This is a genomic window from Pseudomonas sp. PA-7-1E (assembly GCF_021605325.1).
Lineage (GTDB): Bacteria > Pseudomonadota > Gammaproteobacteria > Pseudomonadales > Pseudomonadaceae > Aquipseudomonas > Aquipseudomonas fluorescens_BV.
Window position 1 is genome coordinate 88914 of record NZ_WKFA01000002.1, and the last position, 18664, is coordinate 107577.

Consider the following 18664-nt stretch of genomic DNA (forward strand, 5'->3'; position numbering starts at 1 on the left):
GAAGTCTTGCCTTAAAACCCGGGTGTAGAATGCTTGCGTGAAACAGGCCCAGGGACGAGGTGTGTGATGAGGTTTTTGGTAAAGGCAGAGCATCCGTGATCAGTGCAGCGGTTCTGGCACCCCAGACGCTCGGCCTCGGCTGGCTGGTATATGCGCCCGTGGTGATGTGGGCGACTCTGCGCTCGCCATGGGTGGAGCTGTTTGCCGACCGTCGGCGCCAGCATTTGCTGTTCGGTACGGTGTTCGCGCTGTTCATGCTGTGGCTGGTGCGACGGGATTTCGATACCGGCGTGTCCTACCACTTTATCGGCATGACCGCCGTGACCTTGCTGCTGGATTGGCCGCTGGCAATCGTCGGAGGCTTTGCCGCCCAGCTTGGCTTGATGTTGCTGGGGCGCCAGGACTTGGCCGCGCTTGGCATCAATGGCCTGCTGCTGATCGTGCTGCCAGTGCTGGTCACCGAAGGGTGCGCGCTGCTGGTAGAACGGGCGCAGCCGAGAAACCCCTTTGTGTATATCTTCTGTTCGGGCTTTTTTGCTGCCGCACTGTCGGCATTGCTGTGCCTGTTGGCCGGCCTGGGCCTGTTGTGGTTGGACGGTCTTTTTGCGATGCCTGAGTGGTTGGAAGATTTTGTCGGTTACCTATGGCTGATCATCTTTCCCGAAGCCTTCATCAACGGCATGGTCATCAGCGCGCTGGTGGTGTTTTGCCCGGAATGGCTGGAGACGTTCAACCGTACCCGCTACCTCTCGGCGCCGTGGAAGGACGACGATTCGCGGCGTTGATCCAGGTCAAATGCCAGGCAGCGGCGCGGGTCCATGCTCTGCAAAATTTTCAGGAGCACGGATCATGAGTGTGTACGAGTGGGCACGGCAGGAGTTGCGCAGAAGCCAGGATGCAGCGCAGGAAATCGGTTTTGACCCCGGGTTGACCTTGCGCGCCATGCTCAGTGCGGTGGTGCAGCAAAGCAAGGGTGTACGCAGTTTTGAAGACCTGGCCGACGAGTTGCAATACCTTGCAGAAAACCTCGACGACCAGCAGGAATATGCCTTTATGCGGCCTTAGTGGCGCGGCGGCAGGTCTTCGGAAAACAGTTCATCTTCGGCGTCGGGGGCCACGGGAATCTTGTGTTCTTCAGCGGCCCAGGCGCCCAGGTCGATAAGCTTGCAACGGTCCGAGCAGAACGGTCGGTTGAGGTTGGTCGCTTTCCATTCCACGGGAGCACCGCAGGTTGGGCAGTCGACGGTCAAGGGTTGGCTCATGATCGGCCTCCACGCAAAGTAAGGTAAAAGTGGTGCAGTCGCTCGACCTCGCCGTGCAGCCAGGCGAGGTCCTTATCGTTGACCAGCACGTCATCGGCATGGTTCAGGCGGTCTTCGCGGCTGGACTGGGCCTTGAGAATCGCCTGCACCTGTTGTTCGCTGATGCCGTCGCGCTGCAGGGTACGCTGAATCTGCAGCGATTGCGGCACGTCGATCACCAGGATGCGCTGGGTCATGCTGTACTGTCCGGACTCGATCAGCAGCGGCGACACCAGGATCGCGTAGGGCGATTGGGCGCGTGCCAGGTGGCTGCAAATTTCCTCGGCGATCAGCGGGTGCAGCAAGGCTTCCAGCCACAGACGCTCTTTTGGGATCTCAAAGATCAGTTTGCGCAGCGCGGCACGGTCCAGCTGGCCGTCGGGTTGCAGCACGCTGGCACCGAAATGTTCGGCGATGCGTGCCAGGGCAGGGCGGCCAGGCTCGACCACCCAGCGCGCGGCATGATCGGCATCCACCAGGTCGATGCCCAGCTTGATAAAGTGCTCGGCCGCAGCGCTTTTGCCGCTGCCAATGCCGCCCGTGAGCCCAAGAATCCAGGGTGTTGCAACAGAAGTGGTCATCTGAAACCGACAGACTGCAAATAGAAGTCGGTTATTTGACCACCCCAGAGCAATGCAATCCAGCCGGCAATTGCCAGGCAGGGGCCAAACGGCATTGGCGCTGACACCTGGGCCTTACGCAAACGCAGCAGGATCAGCCCGGCAAATACGCCCAGCAGCGAGGCCATCAGCAGGGTCATCGGCAGAATCTGCCAGCCGCCCCAGGCTCCCAGCAAGGCCAATAACTTGAAGTCGCCATGGCCCATGCCGTCTTTGCCGGTGGCCAGCTTGAACAGCCAGAACAGGCACCACAAGCTCATGTAGCCGATGACCGCGCCCCACACTGCATCGGGCAGTGGCGTCAGCAGGTCAGCACTGTTGAGGATCAGCCCCAGCCATAGCAGCGGCAGCACCAGCACATCCGGCAGCAGTTGGTGGTCCAGATCAATCAGGCTCATGCCCAGCAAGCCCCAACTCAACAGCATCACCGCGCCGGCTTGCCAGCCGAAGCCGAAGTGCCAGGCGACAGCGGTTGAGATCAGCGCGCACGCGAGTTCGGTGAGGGGGTAACGCAGGCCGATGGGCTCGCGGCAGTGGGCACAACGCCCCCGGAGCAGCAGGTAGCTGAGCACCGGGATATTTTCCCAAGGCCGAATCGGTTGATTGCAGTACGGGCAGCAGGAGTTCGGGTGCATCAGGTTATAGGTCGGCCCACCGGGCTCGGCTGGCAAGTCGAGAATCTCGTGGGCCTGGGCACGCCATTCCCGCTCGAGCATTTTGGGCAGGCGCCACGCCAGCACATTGAGGAAGCTGCCGACGATCATGCCCAACACCAGCGCCAGGCCAACAAACGCCCAGGGATGTTCGCTCAGCAGCAGGCTCAAAACGCCGTCCCCAATTGGAACACCGGCAGGTACATGGCGACTACCAGCGCGCCGACAACCCCTCCCAATACGACCATGATCAGCGGCTCCATCAGGCTAGTGAGGTTGTCGACCAAGGTATCCACGTCTGACTCGTAGTGGTTCGCGACTTTTTCCAGCATGCGGTCCAGGGTGCCGGACTCCTCCCCGATTGCGGTCATCTGGATCGCCATGCCTGGGAACAGGCCGCTGTTATGCATCGATTGATTCAACTGCATGCCTGTGGATACATCGTGGCGCATACGTTCGATTGCCTGTTTGAAGGGGCCATTGCCGACGGCGCCGGCCACCGAACCCAATGCCTGTACCAGAGGGACGCCCGCCGCAAAGGTGGTGGAAAGTGTGCGAGCGTAGCGAGCAACCGCAGATTTGTGCAGCAGTTTGCCTGCCACGGGTACTTTCAACAAACCTGCCGCCAACCAATGGCGAAAGCCCGAGTAAGTTCGATAAGCGTGATGCCCAGCGACCATTATGGCGCCCACGGCCAGCGCCAGCATCCACCACGCGTGTTGCAACAGCTCCGACAGTGCAATGACCGCCAGGGTAAACCCGGGCAATTGGCCGTTGACCCCGGCGAACAAGTTCTGGAACTGCGGCACAACGTGAATCAACAGGACTGTGCTCACCCCTGTGGCAATTACCAGTACCGCGACAGGGTAGGTCATGGCTTTCTTGATCCTGGTTTTGAGCCGTTGGCTTTTTTCCAGATGAATCGCCACGCGCTCGAGCAAGGTTTCCAGGGCGCCGGCTATTTCGCCAGCTGCTACCAGATTGCAATACAACTCATCGAAGTAGCGGGGATATTGACGCAGGGCAGCGGCCAAGGGGTGGCCGCTGGCAATGTGCTGTTTCAACGCCTTCACCAGTTCGCGCAGCTGTAGGTTTTCGACGCCTTCGCTGATGATGTCGAAGGCTTGCAGCAGCGGGATGCCGGCTTTGAGCAAGGTGGCTAACTGGCGAGTGAACAGGGCAATATCTGCGGGCGTTATTCGCGTCTTGAAGATGTGTAAACCGTAAGATTTCTTGCGCACACGCTCAGGGCAGATCCCTTGCTGGCGCAGTTGTACCTTGATCAGCGCAAGGTTATGCCCGGCGATTTGCCCGGAAACCCGGCGGCCTTTGCGGTTGATGCCTTCCCAGGCATAGATTGTCGACGTGTCGTTCATGTGAGGTTGGCGCACCCAGGTCGTGAAGATTTTATAGCTTAGTCAGGTGGCGAATTCGGGCAGGCTGGCGCTGGGCGATAAAATGTCAGATTGTGCGTCTTGCAGGCGAACGGCTGCGTGGGGATGAGTACACTGGCGCCGTTGCACACTACGGGGCGCAGGATGCGCCTTGTCATGGTTCTATTCTGGAGAGTGAAAGAGATGCGTCAAAAAGGTTTTACCTTGATCGAATTATTGATCGTCGTGGCAATCATCGGCATTTTGGCCACCATCGGTCTGCCCATGTACACCAAGCACCAGGCCAAGGCCAAGTTCACGGCGGGGTTGGCTGAAATCAGCGCGCTAAAGGCCGGCTATGAGGACGCCATCAACCAGGGCACCGTGCCAACCCTGGCCCTCATCGGTGGCGCCAGCCCTACCGCCAACTGCGTGATCGAAGCGACAGGCGATGTGGCCTCGGGCGCAGGCTCCATCCGTTGTGAAATCTTGGACGCGCCCGCGCCCGTGCTCGGCAAGACCATCACCTTGACCCGCAGCGCCACCACCGGCTGGAGCTGTGCCACCACGGTAGAGCCGCAGTACGCTGCCAAGGGCTGCGGCGCCAACGGCGCGTGACAGTCGCCGGGCGGTGAGCGAGTTGGTTGCTGCATGCCCAATGCAGTGCTAGCTTTAGCCCACCGCCCGTGTAGCTCAGCCGGTAGAGCAGCGCACTCGTAACGCGAAGGTCGCAGGTTCGATTCCTGTCTCGGGCACCACAGGCACCACTGTTTCAACGGCAATGTTTTCAGATGATCCCAGAATGGTTCTGAAGGCCAGGTGAGCCGGGCATTTGCCCCCGCTCTTTTGTATCTGCGCAACCTTGAAGACCCAGATGCATTCCCATTCCTCGATCTAAGAGAACGACATGACCACGACTGAGATGACCCAGGAAACACGGCACGAACAAGCGCTCAAGCATTACCTTGAAGCGACGCCGCAGCTTAAAGAAGAGATCAAGGACCTGAGTGCCGACGATCAGCGCGACCAGATTCAGTGGGCATTCGAAGATGAGGCCGAGAGTCAGGGCTACCAGCCTTGGGAGTTGACCCTCAAGTACACCTCGACGCCGGAAGAGTTCGAAGCCGCGCGGTTGGCCTTGCACAAAGAGGCGGCCGAGGTGCTGGGTGTCGATTGGGACGAGTACTGCGAGATGAATAATCTGGTGGTCTAGGCACGGCGGGCTTGTTGTGGCGAGGGAGCTTGCTCCCGCTGGGCTGCGAAGCAGCCCCAAATTGGGTGATCGAAATACATCAGGTGTACGTCGATGAACGGTTTGGGAGCGCTGCGCACTCCAGCGGGAGCAAGCTCCCTCGCCACAATCGCCCGGCCCTGCATGGTTTCTCAGATGCTCAGGCGCATCGACAGATCCACCGCCTTCACATCCTTGGTCATCGCGCCGATGGAGATGTAGTCCACGCCGGTTTCAGCGATAGGCAGCAAGGTGGTTTCATTGATCCCGCCGCTGGCTTCCAGCTTGGCCTTGCCTGCGTTCAGGCGCACGGCTTCGCGCATGTCTTCCAGGCTCAGTTCATCCAGCATGATGATGTCGGCACCCGCCGCCAGGGCCTCGCGTAATTCCTCCAGGCTTTCCACTTCGATTTCCACCGGCTTGCCCGGGGCAATCTTGTGGGCGGCGGTGATCGCTTGGGCAATACCACCGCAGGCGGCGATGTGGTTTTCCTTGATCAGGAACGCGTCATACAGCCCGATACGGTGGTTGTGGCAACCGCCGCAGGTCACCGCATATTTCTGCGCTAAACGCAGGCCGGGCAATGTCTTGCGGGTGTCCAGCAGCTTGACCTGGGTGCTGGCGACAAAGTCCGCCAAAAATTGCGCACGGGTGGCAACCCCTGACAGCAATTGCAGAAAATTCAACGCGCTACGTTCACCACTGAGCAGCGAGCGGGCCGGGCCCTCAAGGTGGAACAACGCCTGGTTGGGGCTCACCCGTTCACCATCAGCCACCTGCCAGTGCACAGCAACCCGTGGGTCCAGTTGACGAAACACCGCATCCACCCACGCCGTGCCGGCGATAACAGCCGCCTCACGGGTAATGATCGTGGCCTTGGCCAGCCGTTCGGCCGGGATCAACTGCGCGGTGATGTCGCCACTGCCGATGTCTTCCAGCAGTGCGCGGCGCACGTTGGCTTCGATTTCGGCGGTGAGGTCGGCAAGACGGAGGTTCGGCATAACAGGCTCCACAAACAAAGTGCCTCGATTATAGGGCCAGCGTGCGTTCTAACCCAGGCTAGCCACTCATTTACCGCACAAAGTCAGAGTGTGCTGGCGCAACTGCCCTCGTTTGCAAGATAATCTCGCGCCTTGCAATTGGCGTCATAGCTTTGACGTCCTGGTGGTGATCGGGTGTTTGCAGTGCCTGCCGGGCCTGCGCTCCGTCTCTCCACCGCTCAAAACCGCCGTTTCAGGAGGCCAGGATGCACAATGACGGGAAGGTGGTGCCTATCAACAGGGCACAGGCCACGCCATCGCCGCTCGCGCGCCTGCCGGTGGTGTTGCTGCAGGTGCGTGACAAGGCTGCGCAACAGCTGCAGCAAGGCTTGCAGGAACTGTTCGATAACGCCGACGACACCCTGTTCGAAATGGCCGAAAAGGCCCGTAGCACCGTCGACCATCATATTTTTTTCGAGGCCATGCGCGACCTGCGCCTCAAGCGCAAGAACTTCGAGCGCGTGTTCATGGAGCAGCTGTTTGTGGCGTTCGCCAACCTGGGCCAGGCCCGGTGCAGCGGTGCACACCTGGTGCCGCTGGTGTCTTATGAGGCGGCACCCGGCACCAGCGCGGATGACGTGGAAAAAGCCGTGGCTCTGGAGGCGATGCTCGGTCGGGTGCGGCATCGTGATGGCTTGGCCCTGGGGCAGTTGGACGCACGCTTGAGTGAACTGCTCGGCAGGCGCCTGGAGGACCCTGAAAACCCCTTGGGCCCTGCGCGGCTTTGTGAGTTTTTCCTGCAAGCAGGGCGCAGCCTGGGGGTGGAGATTCGCGTCAAGCTGGTCATGCTCAAGCTGTTTGAGAAATACGTGCTCAGTGATGCCGACCTGTTGTATGGCGAGGCCAACCAATTGCTGATCGCCACCGGCGTATTGCCGCAACTCAAGACGGTCCCGTCCCGTCGAGCTGGGGGGCGCGAGGCCCGGGAGCACCAGCATTACACCAGCCAAGCGGTGGCCGATCGGCCGCTGGACAAAAGCGGCCAGCAAGCGTTCAGTGCCTTGCAAAAGTTACTGGTAGCCGTGCGTGGCAGCGTGGCCCCGACCCTTGAAGCCAGTGCCGAGCCGCAGCCGATTGCCACCCGCGATCTGCTACGGCTGTTGTCGCATTTGCAGCAATATGTCCCGGAGCCCGGTGGCGAGGACGATTTCGACCTGCGCAACCAGCTGGAACAGTTGCTGACCCGGGGCAGCGTCAAAAGCGGCAAGTCGAGGGTGTTAGAAGAGGCAGACGAAGATGTGACCAATCTGGTCGCCATGCTGTTTGAGTTCATGTTCGATGACAGCGGTGTGCCGGACGCTTTCAAGGCGCTGATCGCTCGCTTGCAGATCCCGCTGCTGAAAGTGGCGGTGCTGGACAAGAGCCTGTTCAGTTGCGCAGAGCATCCGGCGCGGCGCTTGCTCAATGACATGGCGAGCGCCGTCATCGGCTGGAGCCCGCCCCATGACCACCCACGGGACAACCTCTATCTGTGTATCGAGCAACTCGTACAGCGTGTGCTGAATGAGTTCGTCGAAGACCCGGCGATTTTCTCCCAGTTGCTCACCACGTTCAGCGCATTCATAGCCCAGGAGCGCAAGCGCAGCGAGCGACTTGAGCGACACACCCGTGACGCCGAGCAAGAGCGCCTGCAGGTCGAGGTGGCGCGCCAGCGTGTGGCGCACGTGCTCAATCGGCGGCTCGTGGGCAAAACCTTGCCGCCATCGGTGCTGCAATTTGTGCAGCAGGCCTGGAGCCAGGTGTTGTTAGTGGCCGTTCTCAAGCACGGTGAACAATCGCTGCAGTGGCAGGCGGCGCTGCGCACCGTGGATGAATTGATCTGGAGCGTCGGCCTGCGTGAAGACACCGAAGCGGGCCGGCGTTTGCTCGAGCAATTACCCGGGCTGCTCAAGGCCTTGCGTGACGGGTTGGCCGGTGCGGCCTTCGATCCTTTCAGTACCCGCGAGTTCTTCCTGCGGTTGCAGGCCATGCATGTTCAGCCGCTCGACGACGAGGTGCTGGTTGAAGTCCGTGAGCCTTTTATCCTGGGGGCTGGCCCGCCGGGTGCCGACGAACCACTGCCCCATGATGACCCCGACCTGCTCAAAGCCAAGCAGTTGCGAGCCGGTACCTGGGTAGCGCTGCAGCAACATGAAGCCGGTACCCTGCGCTGCAAATTGACCGCCATCATGCCGCCCGCCGATACCTATGTTTTTGTCAGCCGCGCGGGCCTCAAGGTGTTGGAGAAAAGCGCGGGCCAGTTAGCGCTGGCGTTCAAGCAGGGCGTCCTGCACGCCTTGGATGATGGCCCGCTGTTCGAGCGTGCGCTGGCAGCGGTGGTGGACAACCTGCGGCAACTCAATCGCGGCAAGTGATCGCAACCGCAGGGTGGAACGCGGCATACTGGTCACACCTCTTATCATTCAAGGAGCCTGTATGCAGTTGGACCCCGCCAGCGGTTGGTGCCAGGGCATTCGTCATTGCCCTTCGCCCAACTTCAACGAGCGCCCTGAAGGCGAAATCTCGCTGTTGGTGGTGCATAACATCAGTTTGCCCCCGGCGCAGTTCAACACGGGCAAGGTGCAGGAATTTTTCCAGAACCGCCTGGATATCTCAGAACATCCTTATTTTGAAGGGATTGCGAGCCTACGAGTGTCTGCGCATTTTCTGATTGAACGTGACGGCACTGTGACGCAATTTGTTTCGTGCCGCGACCGTGCCTGGCATGCCGGTATTTCCGTCTTTGAAGGGCGCGAGGTCTGCAACGATTTTTCTCTGGGAATCGAGCTGGAAGGCACGGATGACCTACCGTTTACCAATGCCCAGTATGCGGCGCTGATCGACCTGACACGCCAACTGCTGGCCGCATACCCAGACATCACTCGCCAACGTATTTGTGGTCACAGCGACATCGCTCCGGGGCGCAAGACCGACCCGGGCCCCGCTTTTGATTGGGCGCGCTTTCGCAGCGCCCTGCAGGATGGAGGACACGAACGATGAGTTTCCTGGTGTTGGTGCTGGCCGTGTGGATCGAGAAGTTCTCGGCCTTGCGCCTGCGGTTGCAGCGCGACGGTGGATGGCTGCGTGAGCTGGCCAAGCTGGAATCAAGCCCGCGCATGGGCAAGCGCCCCTGGTTGATCCTGCTGATATTGGTGCTGCTGCCGGTGGCATTGCTGGCATTGTTGTTGCTGGTCCTGGAGCCGGTGGCCTATGGCCTGTTGGCATTGCCGGTGCACTTGCTGGTGGTGATCTACAGCCTGGGCCGTGGCGATCTATTGGCGGGGCTGGGGCCGTTTCGCGATGCCTGGCGGCGCGGTGACCTGCAAGCGGCCGAGCATGTGGCCGAACGCGATCTCAAACTTGGCGCCGACAGTGGCGAGCAATTGCTGGAGCGCGTCCAGGGCTACCTGCTGTGGCAGGCGTATCAAAGCTTTTTCGCGGTGATTTTCTGGTATTTCCTGCTGGGCCCGGTGGCCGCCCTGGCCTACCGCCTGTTGGCGCTGGCCAGCGAAAACAGCCAGAACCCGTTGGTGGCCGAGCGCGCCACGCAACTGCGCCACGCGTTTGACTGGTTGCCGGTACGCCTGCTGGCGGCCAGCTTTGCCTTGGTGGGCAATTTCGTCGGGGTCAGCCGTGTGATGCTTCACGAACTGTTGAGCTGGGACATCAGCGCGGCACAGTTGGTGGAAAAAGTCGGCCTGGCCGCCGCGGAAATTCCTGCGCCAGTGGTGGGGGCCGATGGCATCAACAGCCTGGATCGCCTGTGGGAGCTGCTGCTGCGTGCGGCGGTGCTGTGGTATGCCGGGTTTGCCATCTGGACGGTGTTGCCCTGATGGTAGGAGCGAGCTTGCTCGCGAAAAACGTCAACGATAACGCGTGCGTCCTGAATAAACGCGGCGTCTGTGAGTCTTTCGCGAGCAAGCTCGCTCCTACATGGCGTTAGGGCTTTCCCCTTGCCACATTTGGCCTCCAGACACGCCGTTAACCTTACGTTACAAAACTCCCTTTCGAATTGAGCTATACAGATAGCGCGCCAAATAGTGGCTATCTGCCGCCGCCCTGCGCCTCAATAAAAATAAAAGAAGGGGAGGTCACCTGTGAAGAGCTTGCTCTATCCCGCCGTCGCGCTGATGAACCGCCTGAGCTTCGGCATGAAGTTCAGCCTGATCAGCGTGCTGTTCCTGCTGCCGATGCTGGCGACCAACTATTACCTGGTGCGCGATTCGTGGCGCGAATACCAGGGCACCCGGGTCGAACTGCAGAGTCTCGACCTGCTCGGCAGCAGCCTGGCGTTGCGCCGCGATCTGGAAACCCTCAACAACCAGGTAGAGATCAATGCCACCCTCGGCCAGTCCGGAAAAGCAGCAGACCTGGAGACTAGGATCAGCGCCTTGGAAGCCAGTGTGATGGAGCGCTTGCAGGGCCTGCACGCCATTGCGACCCAGCCCGAGCAAGTTGCCGTCTTCGACAGTAAGCGCGACGAGTTGATCGCCGCGTTCAAGGCCCAGCAGCAAGAAACCTCGTTGCTCAACAAAGCGGCGTTGATCGGCAAGTTACTCAACCAGGCCCAGATGTTCAGCCAGATCATTGCCAGCCAAGCCGGCTTGAGCCGTGATCCGCAAAGTGACCTGCGCCAGCTCAGCGACCTGATCACCACCGTCACCCCTCAAGTCACCCAGGCCTTGGGCGAAGGCCGTGCGATGGGCGCGTACTCCCTGGGGCAGGGCTTTATCAATTCATCCTCCAGCACCCGTTTTGACGAACTGCTGCAGCAGCTGGAAAAACTCCACGGGGAATATGGCTTGAAGCTGCAGGACGCGCTGGGCGCCAGCCAGGCCGCGCATGCGGCCCTTGAGGTTTCTGCGCAAGCCAGCCAGGCCAGCCTCAAGCAAGGCAGTGAGTTTTTTGAAGAGCAGGTGGTGATGGCCGAGACCCTCGATACGTCTTGGCAGGGTTTTTATGACGGCGTCAGCCAGTTGATGGCCAAGACCTATCAATTGGATGACGCCACCCTGGCGTTCCTCGGGCAGCAGTTGCAGCAGCGCCTGGCGCAAAACCGCCTACATATGGTGTTGCTGGTCACGGCCCTGGCGGCGGTGTTTGCGTTGATTTTCTATCTCTATGCCGGTTTCTTTGTCTCCACTCGCACCACCTTGCGCCGCCTGGGGGCGATGATGGACAAAGTGGCGGCAGGTGACATGACGGTCACCTTCGTTGCTCAAAGCCGCGACGAGCTGGGCGACTTGGGCCAGGTGTTCAATGGCACCGTGGCCAAGATTCATGACCTGATCGAGCGTGTTGGGCATACGGTCAGCCAGGTGGAGCTGCAGGCCGGCCAGGTGCAGGCGGTGTCGGCACAGAGTAACCAGGCGGTGTCCGGCCAGCGCAGCCAGATCGAACAAGTGGCGACCGCGATGAACCAGATGTCCGCCACTGCCCAAGAGGTGGCGCGCAGCGCGGCGGCGGCGGTCAGTAGTGCCCAGAGCGTCAATGATGAAACGGTCACCGGGCGTGCGCTGGTGCAATCCCAGCAAGGCGGCATCGCCCGCCTGGCGGCGGAGATTGACGAATCGGTGCGGGTGATCAACCAACTGGCTGCCGACAGCCAGTCCATCAGCAGCGTCCTGGAAGTGATCAAGAGCATTGCCGAGCAGACCAACCTGCTGGCGCTCAACGCGGCCATCGAAGCCGCGCGCGCCGGTGACCAAGGGCGTGGTTTTGCGGTGGTGGCCGACGAGGTGCGCACCCTGGCTCGGCGCACCCAGCACTCCACCGAGGAAATCGAGCAGATGATCAGCCGCTTGCACAGCGGCGTGGGCGCGGCGGTGAAGGCCATGGGCAGCAGCCATGAAATGGCGAATGGCACGGTGGGGCAGTCGGAAAAAGTCCAGCAAGCCCTGGAAAATATCCTGGGGGCAGTTGGGATGATCGTCGATCAGAACCAGCAAATCGCCGCCGCCGTGGAGCAGCAAACGGCGGTCGCCCAAGACATCGACCAGAACATTGTCGAAATCAACCGTGCTGGCGAGCATGCAGCGCAAGGCGCCCAGCACACGGAAGCGGCCAGTCGACAACTGGCAACCCAGGTGGTTGAGTTGAAGCAATTGATTGGTGCGTTTCGGGTGTAGGGCGGTTCTGAAGGGCTGAACCACGGGGCCTGTGGCCCATGTCTTGATTTACCGATGCGTGTTTTATCGGGGCGTGAATAGGTGAAAATTTATGTCATCCGTCACGGTCACGAGGGGACAAAACGATGGCCGCCGCAATCGGTATCAGGGGGCATTGCGCCCAGTGCAACATGACGTTTGAACTCAAGCCTTGGCAACTGAACGCCATTGCCATCGATGTGCCGTTTGACTGTACGTATTGCCACTGCGGGTTGCAGTTGGGCTGCGTCAAGCAGTTGCGCCAGTTCAGAGCCCTGGACCAATGGGCGCTGGTGCGGCCGAGCATGATCATGCTGACGTGCGCGACCTTGCTGGTGGCCTTGGTCGCCGAGTGGCTGGGGCTGCTCAGTGTCAACGCGCAGTTCAACATTTCACTGGTCGCGGTGTTGATCCATTTGCTGGTGGTGCGCTACGCCCGTCATCGCCAGACAATGACCTTGAACTTGCAGGCCATCAGTGCGCTACCAGTTGAACAGCTCGCACGCATTGCGTGTGCTCGCCTCAGCCAGCAATAGAGGGCTGATACCCATGCGCTCGGCCAGGGCCGTGCAGATGTCTGGCAGGTGTTGCGGGCTATTGCGCTGGTTGGGGTACATGGCCGGGGCCATATCCGGCGAGTCGGTTTCCAGCACCACGGCGTCGAGGGGCAATTGGGCCAGTACCCGGTGCATGCGCAGGGCCTGGGGCCAGGTGGCAGCGCCACCCAGGCCCAGTTTGAACCCGAGCTTGATGTACTCGCGTGCCTCTTCAACGCTGCCGGCGAACGCATGGATGATGCCGCCTCTGGGTAGGCGGATACGCTTTAAGGTGGCAATTACCGCGGCGTGGCTGCGGCGAACGTGGAGCAGGGCCGGCAGCTGGAAATCCACCGCGAGTTTCAGCTGGGTTTCAAATAGCGGTTGCTGGCGCTCGTGGTCCAACTGTTCAAGAAAGTAATCCAGGCCAATTTCGCCCACGGCGCACAGTTGCCGGTGGCCATGCAGGCGCGTCAACCAGTCGCCCAGCTCCAGCAGGTCGGCGGGGCGATGCTCATCGAGATACACCGGGTGCAAGCCAAAAGCGGCGAACAAGCCTTCGTCCTGTTGCACCAAGTCCCACAGCCGCTGCCAATTTTTCTGGTACACCCCCAGCACCACCAGGCGCCGAACGCCGAGGTCACGGCTGTGGGCGAGGACGTGCGTGCGATCCTGGTCGAAGTCCTCGAAGTCCAGGTGCGTGTGGGTGTCGATCAGCTCCACGCTCAGGCCTCGTGGATACGCTGCTTGAAGGTCCGGCCAATCGCATGCACGCCGGGTTGGTACTGTTCTTCTTCAACGGCGGCCAGCGCCAGGCGCAGGGCGGTCTCGGCGATCAATTGATGTTGTTGGGCCATGGCGTTGACCGGCAGCGGGAGGAAATCCAGCAACTGGGTATCGCCGAAGGTGCCCAGGCGCAGGGGGCGTGACTTGAGAGGGAAGTCATGCAGCGCATCAAACACGCCTTGCAGCAGTACGTAGGAGGTGGTTACCAGCGCGTCCGGCAGATGCCCCAGGCGTTGCAGCAATTGCTCCATCAGCTCTCGGCCGCAGTCACGACTGAAGGCTTCGCCCTGTTCGATGATCACTTCGCCCGTAAAGCCTTGCAGCGCATCGCGGAAACCGGCGGTACGCGCCTGGCTGATGCTCAGCTCGGGCCGTGCACCGATCAGCGCGATCTGCTTGGGCAACGGTTGCAGCAGGCTGCTAGTGAGTTGCTGGCAGGCCTGGTGGTCGTCGCTGACCACGGAGCAGAACTGGTTCGGCTCCATCTCCCGGTCGATGGCAATCACCGGCAGCCCCTTGGCCTGCAGCTCGCGATAGCTGTCATCGCTGGCCGGCAGGCAACTGGCGACGAACAACGCATCGCAACGCCGCGCCCGGAACAGTTGCAGCAGTTGGCGCTCGCTCTCCGCTTCGTCATCGGAGCTGGCGATCAGTAACTGATAGCCGCGCGCCCGTGCACCTTGTTCCAGCAGTTTGGCGATGCGTGCGTAGCTGGGGTTTTCCAGGTCTGGCAGGATGAACCCCAAGGTCCGCGTATGCCGGCTGCGCAGCCCCGCGGCTTGAGGGTTGGGGGTAAAGCCATGGGCTTGGACCACGGCACGCACACGCTCAACGGTGGCGTTGCTGATGCGCTGCTGTTCGGCCTTGCCATTGATGACATAGCTGGCGGTGGTAACGGACACACCGGCCAGACGTGCGATATCACTGAGTTTCAAACCGGGATTTCCTTGTTTTTTGGCGCTCGCCCCGACATTTTGTCCAATCGTAACCGATTCCAGCATTCGACCAATGTCCCACAGCAAGCGCCGAGTGGCCCTTCAAGCTTGCGTAATTAACGCGTAATCTGCCATAAATTCTAGATTAAACGTTTCAGCAAGCGTATTTTTACGATGTTCGCTACTGAGTGACCACTGCCAATTGACCGCTCAGTCAGTTAATTTTGATCATATTTACCTACAACAATACCTAGTGCGCCTGTCGCACTAACTAGGAGAACGGCATGCTTGAGCTCACTGTAGAGCAGATATCCATGGGCCAGGTGGCTGTGGATAAATCTGCTGCCTTGCACCTGCTCGCTGACAAATTAGTGGCCGATGGCCTGGTTGCCGAAGGTTATCTCAGTGGCTTGCAAGCCCGTGAAGCCCAAGGTTCGACCTTTCTCGGCCAAGGCATTGCTATCCCCCATGGCACGCCAGAAACCCGCGACCAAGTGTTTTCCACCGGTGTGCGCCTGCTGCAGTTCCCCGAAGGGGTGGACTGGGGCGATGGCCAGATCGTCTATCTGGCGATTGGCATCGCGGCTAAATCCGATGAACACCTGCGCCTGTTGCAACTGCTCACCCGTGCCCTCGGTGAAACCGACCTGGGCCAGGCGTTGCGCCGTGCCGGCAATGCCGAAGCGCTGTTGAAACTGTTGCAAGGCGCGCCCCAGGAACTGGCGCTGGATGCGCAGATGATCAGCCTGGGCGTGTCGGCCGATGATTTTGAAGAGTTGGTGTGGCGCGGTGCGCGCCTGCTGCGCCAGGCCGACTGCGTGAGCAATGGCTTTGCCGCCGTATTGCAGCAAGTCGACGCGCTGCCCCTGGGCGATGGCCTGTGGTGGTTGCACAGCGAGCAGACGGTCAAGCGCCCGGGCCTGGCCTTTGTGACGCCGGACAAACCTATGCGTTACCTCGGCCAGCCCTTGCACGGCCTGTTCTGCCTGGCGAGCCTCGGTGAAGCGCACCAGACCCTGCTTGAACGCCTGTGTGCCTTGCTGATTGAAGGGCGCGGCCACGAGTTGGGACGCGCCACCAGCAGCCGCGCGGTGCTGGAAGTGCTGGGCGGTGAACTGCCGCCGGACTGGCCCAGCGCCCGTATTACCCTGGCCAACGCCCACGGCCTGCACGCGCGCCCGGCCAAGATCCTGGCGCAATTGGCGAAAAGTTTTGACGGCGATATCCGCGTACGTATCGTCGATGGCGCGGTGGGCGCCGTGTCGGTCAAAAGCCTGAGCAAGTTGCTCAGCCTCGGCGCACGTCGTGGCCAGGTGCTGGAGTTTGTGGCCGAGCCGACGGTGGCCGGCGATGCACTGCCCGCCCTCTTGGCCGCCGTGCAAGAGGGCCTTGGCGAAGAGGTCGAGCCCTTGCCCACGGTGAGCGCACAGCCCGCACAGGTCGATATCGAACCGGTGCTCAGCGCGCCACTGAGCGGTAGCCAACTCCAGGCCATTGCCGCCGCGCCGGGTATCGCGATCGGCCCGGCTCATATCCAGGTGCCGCAGGTGTTCGATTACCCGCTACGGGGCGAATCCGCCGCCGCCGAACGCCAGCGCCTGCACACCGCTTTGAGCGACGTGCGCACGGATATCCAGGGCTTGATCGAGCGTAGCCAGGCCAAGGCCATCCGCGAGATTTTCATCACCCACCAGGAAATGCTCGACGACCCGGAACTGACCGACGAAGTCGACACCCGCCTCAAGCAGGGCGAAAGCGCCGAAGCCGCCTGGATGAGCGTGATCGAAGCCGCCGCCAAGCAACAGGAAGCTTTGCAGGATGCCTTGCTGGCCGAGCGTGCTGCCGACTTGCGTGACATCGGCCGCCGCGTGCTGGCCCAGTTGTGCGGCGTCCAGAGCGTGCAGGAACCGAGCGAGCCCTACATCCTGGTGATGGAAGAGGTCGGCCCTTCGGACGTGGCGCGCCTGGACCCGGCCCGCGTTGCCGGCATTCTCACCGCCCGGGGCGGCGCCACCGCTCACAGCGCCATTGTCGCTCGCGCCCTGGGCATTCCGGCCTTGGTCGGCGCTGGCGCTACGGTGTTATTGCTCAACGCCGGCACGCCACTGTTGCTCGATGGCCAGCGTGGTCGCCTGCATGTGGACCCCGACGCCGCTATCCTGCAACGGGCCACCGTGGAGCGCGACAGCCGCGAACAGCGCTTGCAAGCCGCATCGGCCCAGCGCCATGAAGCGGCGCTGACCCGTGACGGCCACGCCGTGGAAGTGTTCGCCAACATTGGCGAAAGCGCCGGGGTGGCCAGCGCAGTGGAGCAGGGCGCCGAAGGCATTGGCCTGCTGCGCACCGAACTGATTTTCATGGCCCACCCCCAGGCGCCGGACGAGGCCACTCAGGAGGCCGAATACCGTCGCGTACTCGACGGCCTCAACGGTCGCCCGTTGGTGGTGCGCACCCTGGATGTGGGCGGCGACAAGCCTTTGCCCTATTGGCCGATCGCCGAAGAGGAAAACCCCTTTCTGGGTGTGCGCGGCATTCGCCTGACGTTGCAACGCCCGCAGATCATGGAAGCGCAACTGCGCGCATTGCTGCGTGCAGCAGACAACCGCCCGCTGCGCATCATGTTCCCCATGGTCGGCAGCGTGGATGAGTGGCGCGCCGCCCGGGACATGACCGAGCGCCTGCGCCTGGAGATCCCAGTGGCAGACCTGCAACTGGGGATCATGATCGAAGTGCCCTCAGCCGCGCTGCTGGCGCCGGTCCTCGCCAAGGAAGTCGACTTCTTCAGCGTCGGCACCAACGACCTGACCCAATACACCCTGGCCATCGACCGCGGCCACCCGACCCTGTCGGCCCAGGCCGATGGCTTGCACCCGGCAGTCCTGCAACTGATCGACATCACCGTGCGCGCCGCCCATGCCCACGGCAAATGGGTAGGCGTGTGCGGCGAGTTGGCGGCGGACCCGCTGGCGGTGCCGGTGCTGGTCGGCCTGGGCGTGGATGAGTTGAGCGTGTCGGCCCGCAGCATTCCTGAAGTGAAGGCGCGGGTGCGTGAATTCAGTCTGAGCGAGGCCCAGGGCCTGGCGCAACAAGCACTGGCGGTGGGTTCGCCCGCCGAAGTGCGTGCCCTAGTGGAGGCCGTGTAGATGGCGAATATTCTGACCCTGACGCTGAACCCGGCGTTGGACCTCACGGTACGCCTGGCGCACCTGCAACCCGGTGAGGTCAATCGCAGTGAAGCGATGCTCACCCACGCCGCGGGCAAGGGCGTGAATGTGGCGCAAGTGCTGGCGGACCTAGGCCATTACGTCAGCGTGGGCGGGTTTCTCGGCAGTGCCAACCCCCAGGCTTTCAATGCGCTGATCAAGCGCCGTGGGTTTGGCGATGCCTTCATCCGGGTTCCCGGCGAAACCCGGAGCAACATCAAGATTGCCGAACAGGATGGGCGTGTCACCGACATCAATGCACCGGGGCCGCTGGTGACTGAAGAGGCGCTAAAAGCGCTGCTCAAGATGGTCGCGATCATTGGCCCGGAGTTCGATGCGGTCGTGGTGGCCGGTAGCTTGCCGCGCGGCGTCAGCCCGCAATGGTTTAAAGGTTTGCTGGAGGCGTTGAAGGACCTCGGTTTGAAAGTCGCCCTGGACACCAGCGGCGAAGCGCTGCGCCTGGGGTTGGAGGTTGGCCCGTGGCTGGTCAAACCCAATACCGAAGAGTTGGCCGAGGCCTTGGGTAACGCCACCGATGCCATCAGCCGCCTGCATCAGCAAGGCGTCGAACATGTGGTGGTCTCCGATGGGGCCGCAGGCGTGACCTGGTACCGCCCGGGTGCGGCGCTGCACGCCACGCCGCCCAAGGTGGCAGTGGCCAGTACCGTGGGCGCCGGCGACTCGCTGCTGGCCGGGATGCTCCACGGTTTGCTCAGTGGCGACACGCCAGAGCACACCTTGCGCCGGGCCACGGCGATTGCCGCGATGGCGGTGACACAGATCGGTTTTGGCATCAGCGATGACGCGCAGTTGGCGCATCTCGAAAGCGGCGTCGATGTGCGCACGCTGACAGAACAATAA

The 18664-nt window shown here is 61.5% G+C and carries 18 protein-coding genes and 1 tRNA gene; 12 read left to right on the top strand and 7 right to left on the bottom strand.

What is annotated here, in order from left to right; all coding sequences use genetic code 11:
* Nucleotides 1–95: 95 nt before the first annotated feature.
* Nucleotides 96–785, top strand: a complete 690-nt coding sequence (locus GIW79_RS01750) for an energy-coupling factor ABC transporter permease (RefSeq protein WP_236452343.1) — start codon at nt 96–98, stop codon at nt 783–785.
* Between the two features lie 64 nt (nt 786–849).
* Nucleotides 850–1065, top strand: a complete 216-nt coding sequence (locus tag GIW79_RS01755) for a hypothetical protein (RefSeq protein ID WP_003171680.1) — start codon at nt 850–852, stop codon at nt 1063–1065.
* Here GIW79_RS01755 and yacG read toward each other — a convergent pair.
* From yacG to GIW79_RS01775, 4 genes are read right to left on the bottom strand one after another with little or no spacing between them, the layout of a single operon-like run.
* The gene (gene yacG / locus GIW79_RS01760) at nt 1062–1262 is read right to left on the bottom strand and encodes a DNA gyrase inhibitor YacG (protein ID WP_003188437.1); all 201 of its coding nucleotides are present in this window, start codon (nt 1260–1262) and stop codon (nt 1062–1064) included. The two genes, GIW79_RS01755 and yacG, sit on opposite strands and share 4 nt — an antisense overlap.
* Nucleotides 1259–1882 carry a dephospho-CoA kinase gene (gene coaE / locus GIW79_RS01765; RefSeq protein ID WP_236452339.1) on the bottom strand — a complete coding sequence of 208 codons (624 nt, stop codon included), beginning with the start codon at nt 1880–1882 and terminating at the stop codon, nt 1259–1261. The genes yacG and coaE overlap by 4 nt, the downstream gene beginning before the upstream one ends.
* Nucleotides 1879–2745 (bottom strand): prepilin peptidase, encoded by an 867-nt coding sequence (locus GIW79_RS01770; RefSeq protein WP_236452336.1) that lies wholly within the window; start codon nt 2743–2745, stop codon nt 1879–1881. The genes coaE and GIW79_RS01770 overlap by 4 nt, the downstream gene beginning before the upstream one ends.
* Nucleotides 2742–3950: a type II secretion system F family protein gene (locus GIW79_RS01775; RefSeq protein WP_181123710.1), complete on the bottom strand. Its 1209-nt coding sequence runs from the start codon at nt 3948–3950 to the stop codon at nt 2742–2744. The genes GIW79_RS01770 and GIW79_RS01775 overlap by 4 nt, the downstream gene beginning before the upstream one ends.
* A 201-nt stretch (nt 3951–4151) precedes the next feature.
* Here GIW79_RS01775 and GIW79_RS01780 point away from each other — a divergent pair, with 201 nt between their 5' ends.
* The 3 genes from GIW79_RS01780 (at nt 4152) to GIW79_RS01790 (ending at nt 5160) form a co-directional block, all read left to right on the top strand.
* A complete protein-coding gene (locus GIW79_RS01780; protein ID WP_054919391.1) occupies nt 4152–4565 on the top strand; it encodes a pilin in 414 nt (137 codons plus the stop codon).
* A 64-nt stretch (nt 4566–4629) separates the two neighbouring features.
* Nucleotides 4630–4705: transfer RNA gene (locus tag GIW79_RS01785), tRNA-Thr, on the top strand.
* Nucleotides 4706–4854: 149 nt separating this feature from the next.
* A complete protein-coding gene (locus tag GIW79_RS01790) occupies nt 4855–5160 on the top strand; it encodes a DUF6388 family protein (protein ID WP_054919390.1) in 306 nt (101 codons plus the stop codon).
* A 170-nt stretch (nt 5161–5330) separates the two neighbouring features.
* Here GIW79_RS01790 and nadC read toward each other — a convergent pair whose 3' ends face one another.
* A complete protein-coding gene (gene nadC, locus GIW79_RS01795) occupies nt 5331–6179 on the bottom strand; it encodes a carboxylating nicotinate-nucleotide diphosphorylase (protein WP_034126256.1) in 849 nt (282 codons plus the stop codon).
* Nucleotides 6180–6424: 245 nt separating this feature from the next.
* Between nadC and GIW79_RS01800 the strand changes: the two genes are divergently transcribed.
* The 5 genes from GIW79_RS01800 to GIW79_RS01820 all read left to right on the top strand — a co-directional run bounded on the left by GIW79_RS01800 (nt 6425) and on the right by GIW79_RS01820 (nt 12879).
* Nucleotides 6425–8572: a DUF1631 domain-containing protein gene (locus GIW79_RS01800; RefSeq protein ID WP_054919388.1), complete on the top strand. Its 2148-nt coding sequence runs from the start codon at nt 6425–6427 to the stop codon at nt 8570–8572.
* Between the two features lie 61 nt (nt 8573–8633).
* Nucleotides 8634–9197, top strand: a complete 564-nt coding sequence (gene ampD, locus GIW79_RS01805) for a 1,6-anhydro-N-acetylmuramyl-L-alanine amidase AmpD (protein WP_054896894.1) — start codon at nt 8634–8636, stop codon at nt 9195–9197.
* On the top strand, nt 9194–10030 hold the full coding sequence (gene ampE, locus GIW79_RS01810; protein WP_054919386.1) for a regulatory signaling modulator protein AmpE: 837 nt from the start codon (nt 9194–9196) through the stop codon (nt 10028–10030). Before ampD ends, ampE begins: the two co-directional genes overlap by 4 nt.
* Before the next feature lie 1590 nt (nt 10031–11620).
* Nucleotides 11621–12325 (top strand): methyl-accepting chemotaxis protein, encoded by a 705-nt coding sequence (locus GIW79_RS29725; RefSeq protein WP_374225686.1) that lies wholly within the window; start codon nt 11621–11623, stop codon nt 12323–12325.
* A gap of 125 nt (nt 12326–12450) precedes the next feature.
* Complete coding sequence (locus GIW79_RS01820) at nt 12451–12879, top strand: hypothetical protein (protein WP_072447021.1); 429 nt, start codon at nt 12451–12453, stop codon at nt 12877–12879.
* Here GIW79_RS01820 and GIW79_RS01825 read toward each other — a convergent pair.
* Nucleotides 12826–13602 (bottom strand): TatD family hydrolase, encoded by a 777-nt coding sequence (locus GIW79_RS01825; protein WP_034126262.1) that lies wholly within the window; start codon nt 13600–13602, stop codon nt 12826–12828. The genes GIW79_RS01820 and GIW79_RS01825 overlap by 54 nt on opposite strands.
* 2 nt (nt 13603–13604) lie before the next feature.
* On the bottom strand, nt 13605–14600 hold the full coding sequence (cra, locus tag GIW79_RS01830; RefSeq protein ID WP_057976816.1) for a catabolite repressor/activator: 996 nt from the start codon (nt 14598–14600) through the stop codon (nt 13605–13607).
* A 284-nt stretch (nt 14601–14884) separates the two neighbouring features.
* On the opposite strand from cra, the gene ptsP reads away from it, so the two are divergent.
* Both ptsP and pfkB read left to right on the top strand, forming a co-directional pair.
* A complete protein-coding gene (gene ptsP, locus GIW79_RS01835) occupies nt 14885–17743 on the top strand; it encodes a phosphoenolpyruvate--protein phosphotransferase (protein ID WP_198791019.1) in 2859 nt (952 codons plus the stop codon).
* Nucleotides 17744–18664, top strand: coding sequence for a 1-phosphofructokinase (gene pfkB / locus GIW79_RS01840; protein ID WP_054896898.1), 921 nt, complete (start codon nt 17744–17746; stop codon nt 18662–18664).

Coding starts and splice junctions, on each gene's coding strand:
- GIW79_RS01755 (WP_003171680.1), top strand. CDS start 850: ATGAGTGTGTACGAGTGGGCACGGCAGGAGTTGCGCAGAAGCCAGGAT.
- yacG (WP_003188437.1), bottom strand. CDS start 1,262: ATGAGCCAACCCTTGACCGTCGACTGCCCAACCTGCGGTGCTCCCGTG.
- coaE (WP_236452339.1), bottom strand. CDS start 1,882: ATGACCACTTCTGTTGCAACACCCTGGATTCTTGGGCTCACGGGCGGC.
- GIW79_RS01775 (WP_181123710.1), bottom strand. CDS start 3,950: ATGAACGACACGTCGACAATCTATGCCTGGGAAGGCATCAACCGCAAA.
- GIW79_RS01780 (WP_054919391.1), top strand. CDS start 4,152: ATGCGTCAAAAAGGTTTTACCTTGATCGAATTATTGATCGTCGTGGCA.
- GIW79_RS01790 (WP_054919390.1), top strand. CDS start 4,855: ATGACCACGACTGAGATGACCCAGGAAACACGGCACGAACAAGCGCTC.
- nadC (WP_034126256.1), bottom strand. CDS start 6,179: ATGCCGAACCTCCGTCTTGCCGACCTCACCGCCGAAATCGAAGCCAAC.
- GIW79_RS01800 (WP_054919388.1), top strand. CDS start 6,425: ATGCACAATGACGGGAAGGTGGTGCCTATCAACAGGGCACAGGCCACG.
- ampD (WP_054896894.1), top strand. CDS start 8,634: ATGCAGTTGGACCCCGCCAGCGGTTGGTGCCAGGGCATTCGTCATTGC.
- ampE (WP_054919386.1), top strand. CDS start 9,194: ATGAGTTTCCTGGTGTTGGTGCTGGCCGTGTGGATCGAGAAGTTCTCG.
- GIW79_RS29725 (WP_374225686.1), top strand. CDS start 11,621: ATGTCCGCCACTGCCCAAGAGGTGGCGCGCAGCGCGGCGGCGGCGGTC.
- GIW79_RS01820 (WP_072447021.1), top strand. CDS start 12,451: ATGGCCGCCGCAATCGGTATCAGGGGGCATTGCGCCCAGTGCAACATG.
- ptsP (WP_198791019.1), top strand. CDS start 14,885: ATGCTTGAGCTCACTGTAGAGCAGATATCCATGGGCCAGGTGGCTGTG.
- pfkB (WP_054896898.1), top strand. CDS start 17,744: ATGGCGAATATTCTGACCCTGACGCTGAACCCGGCGTTGGACCTCACG.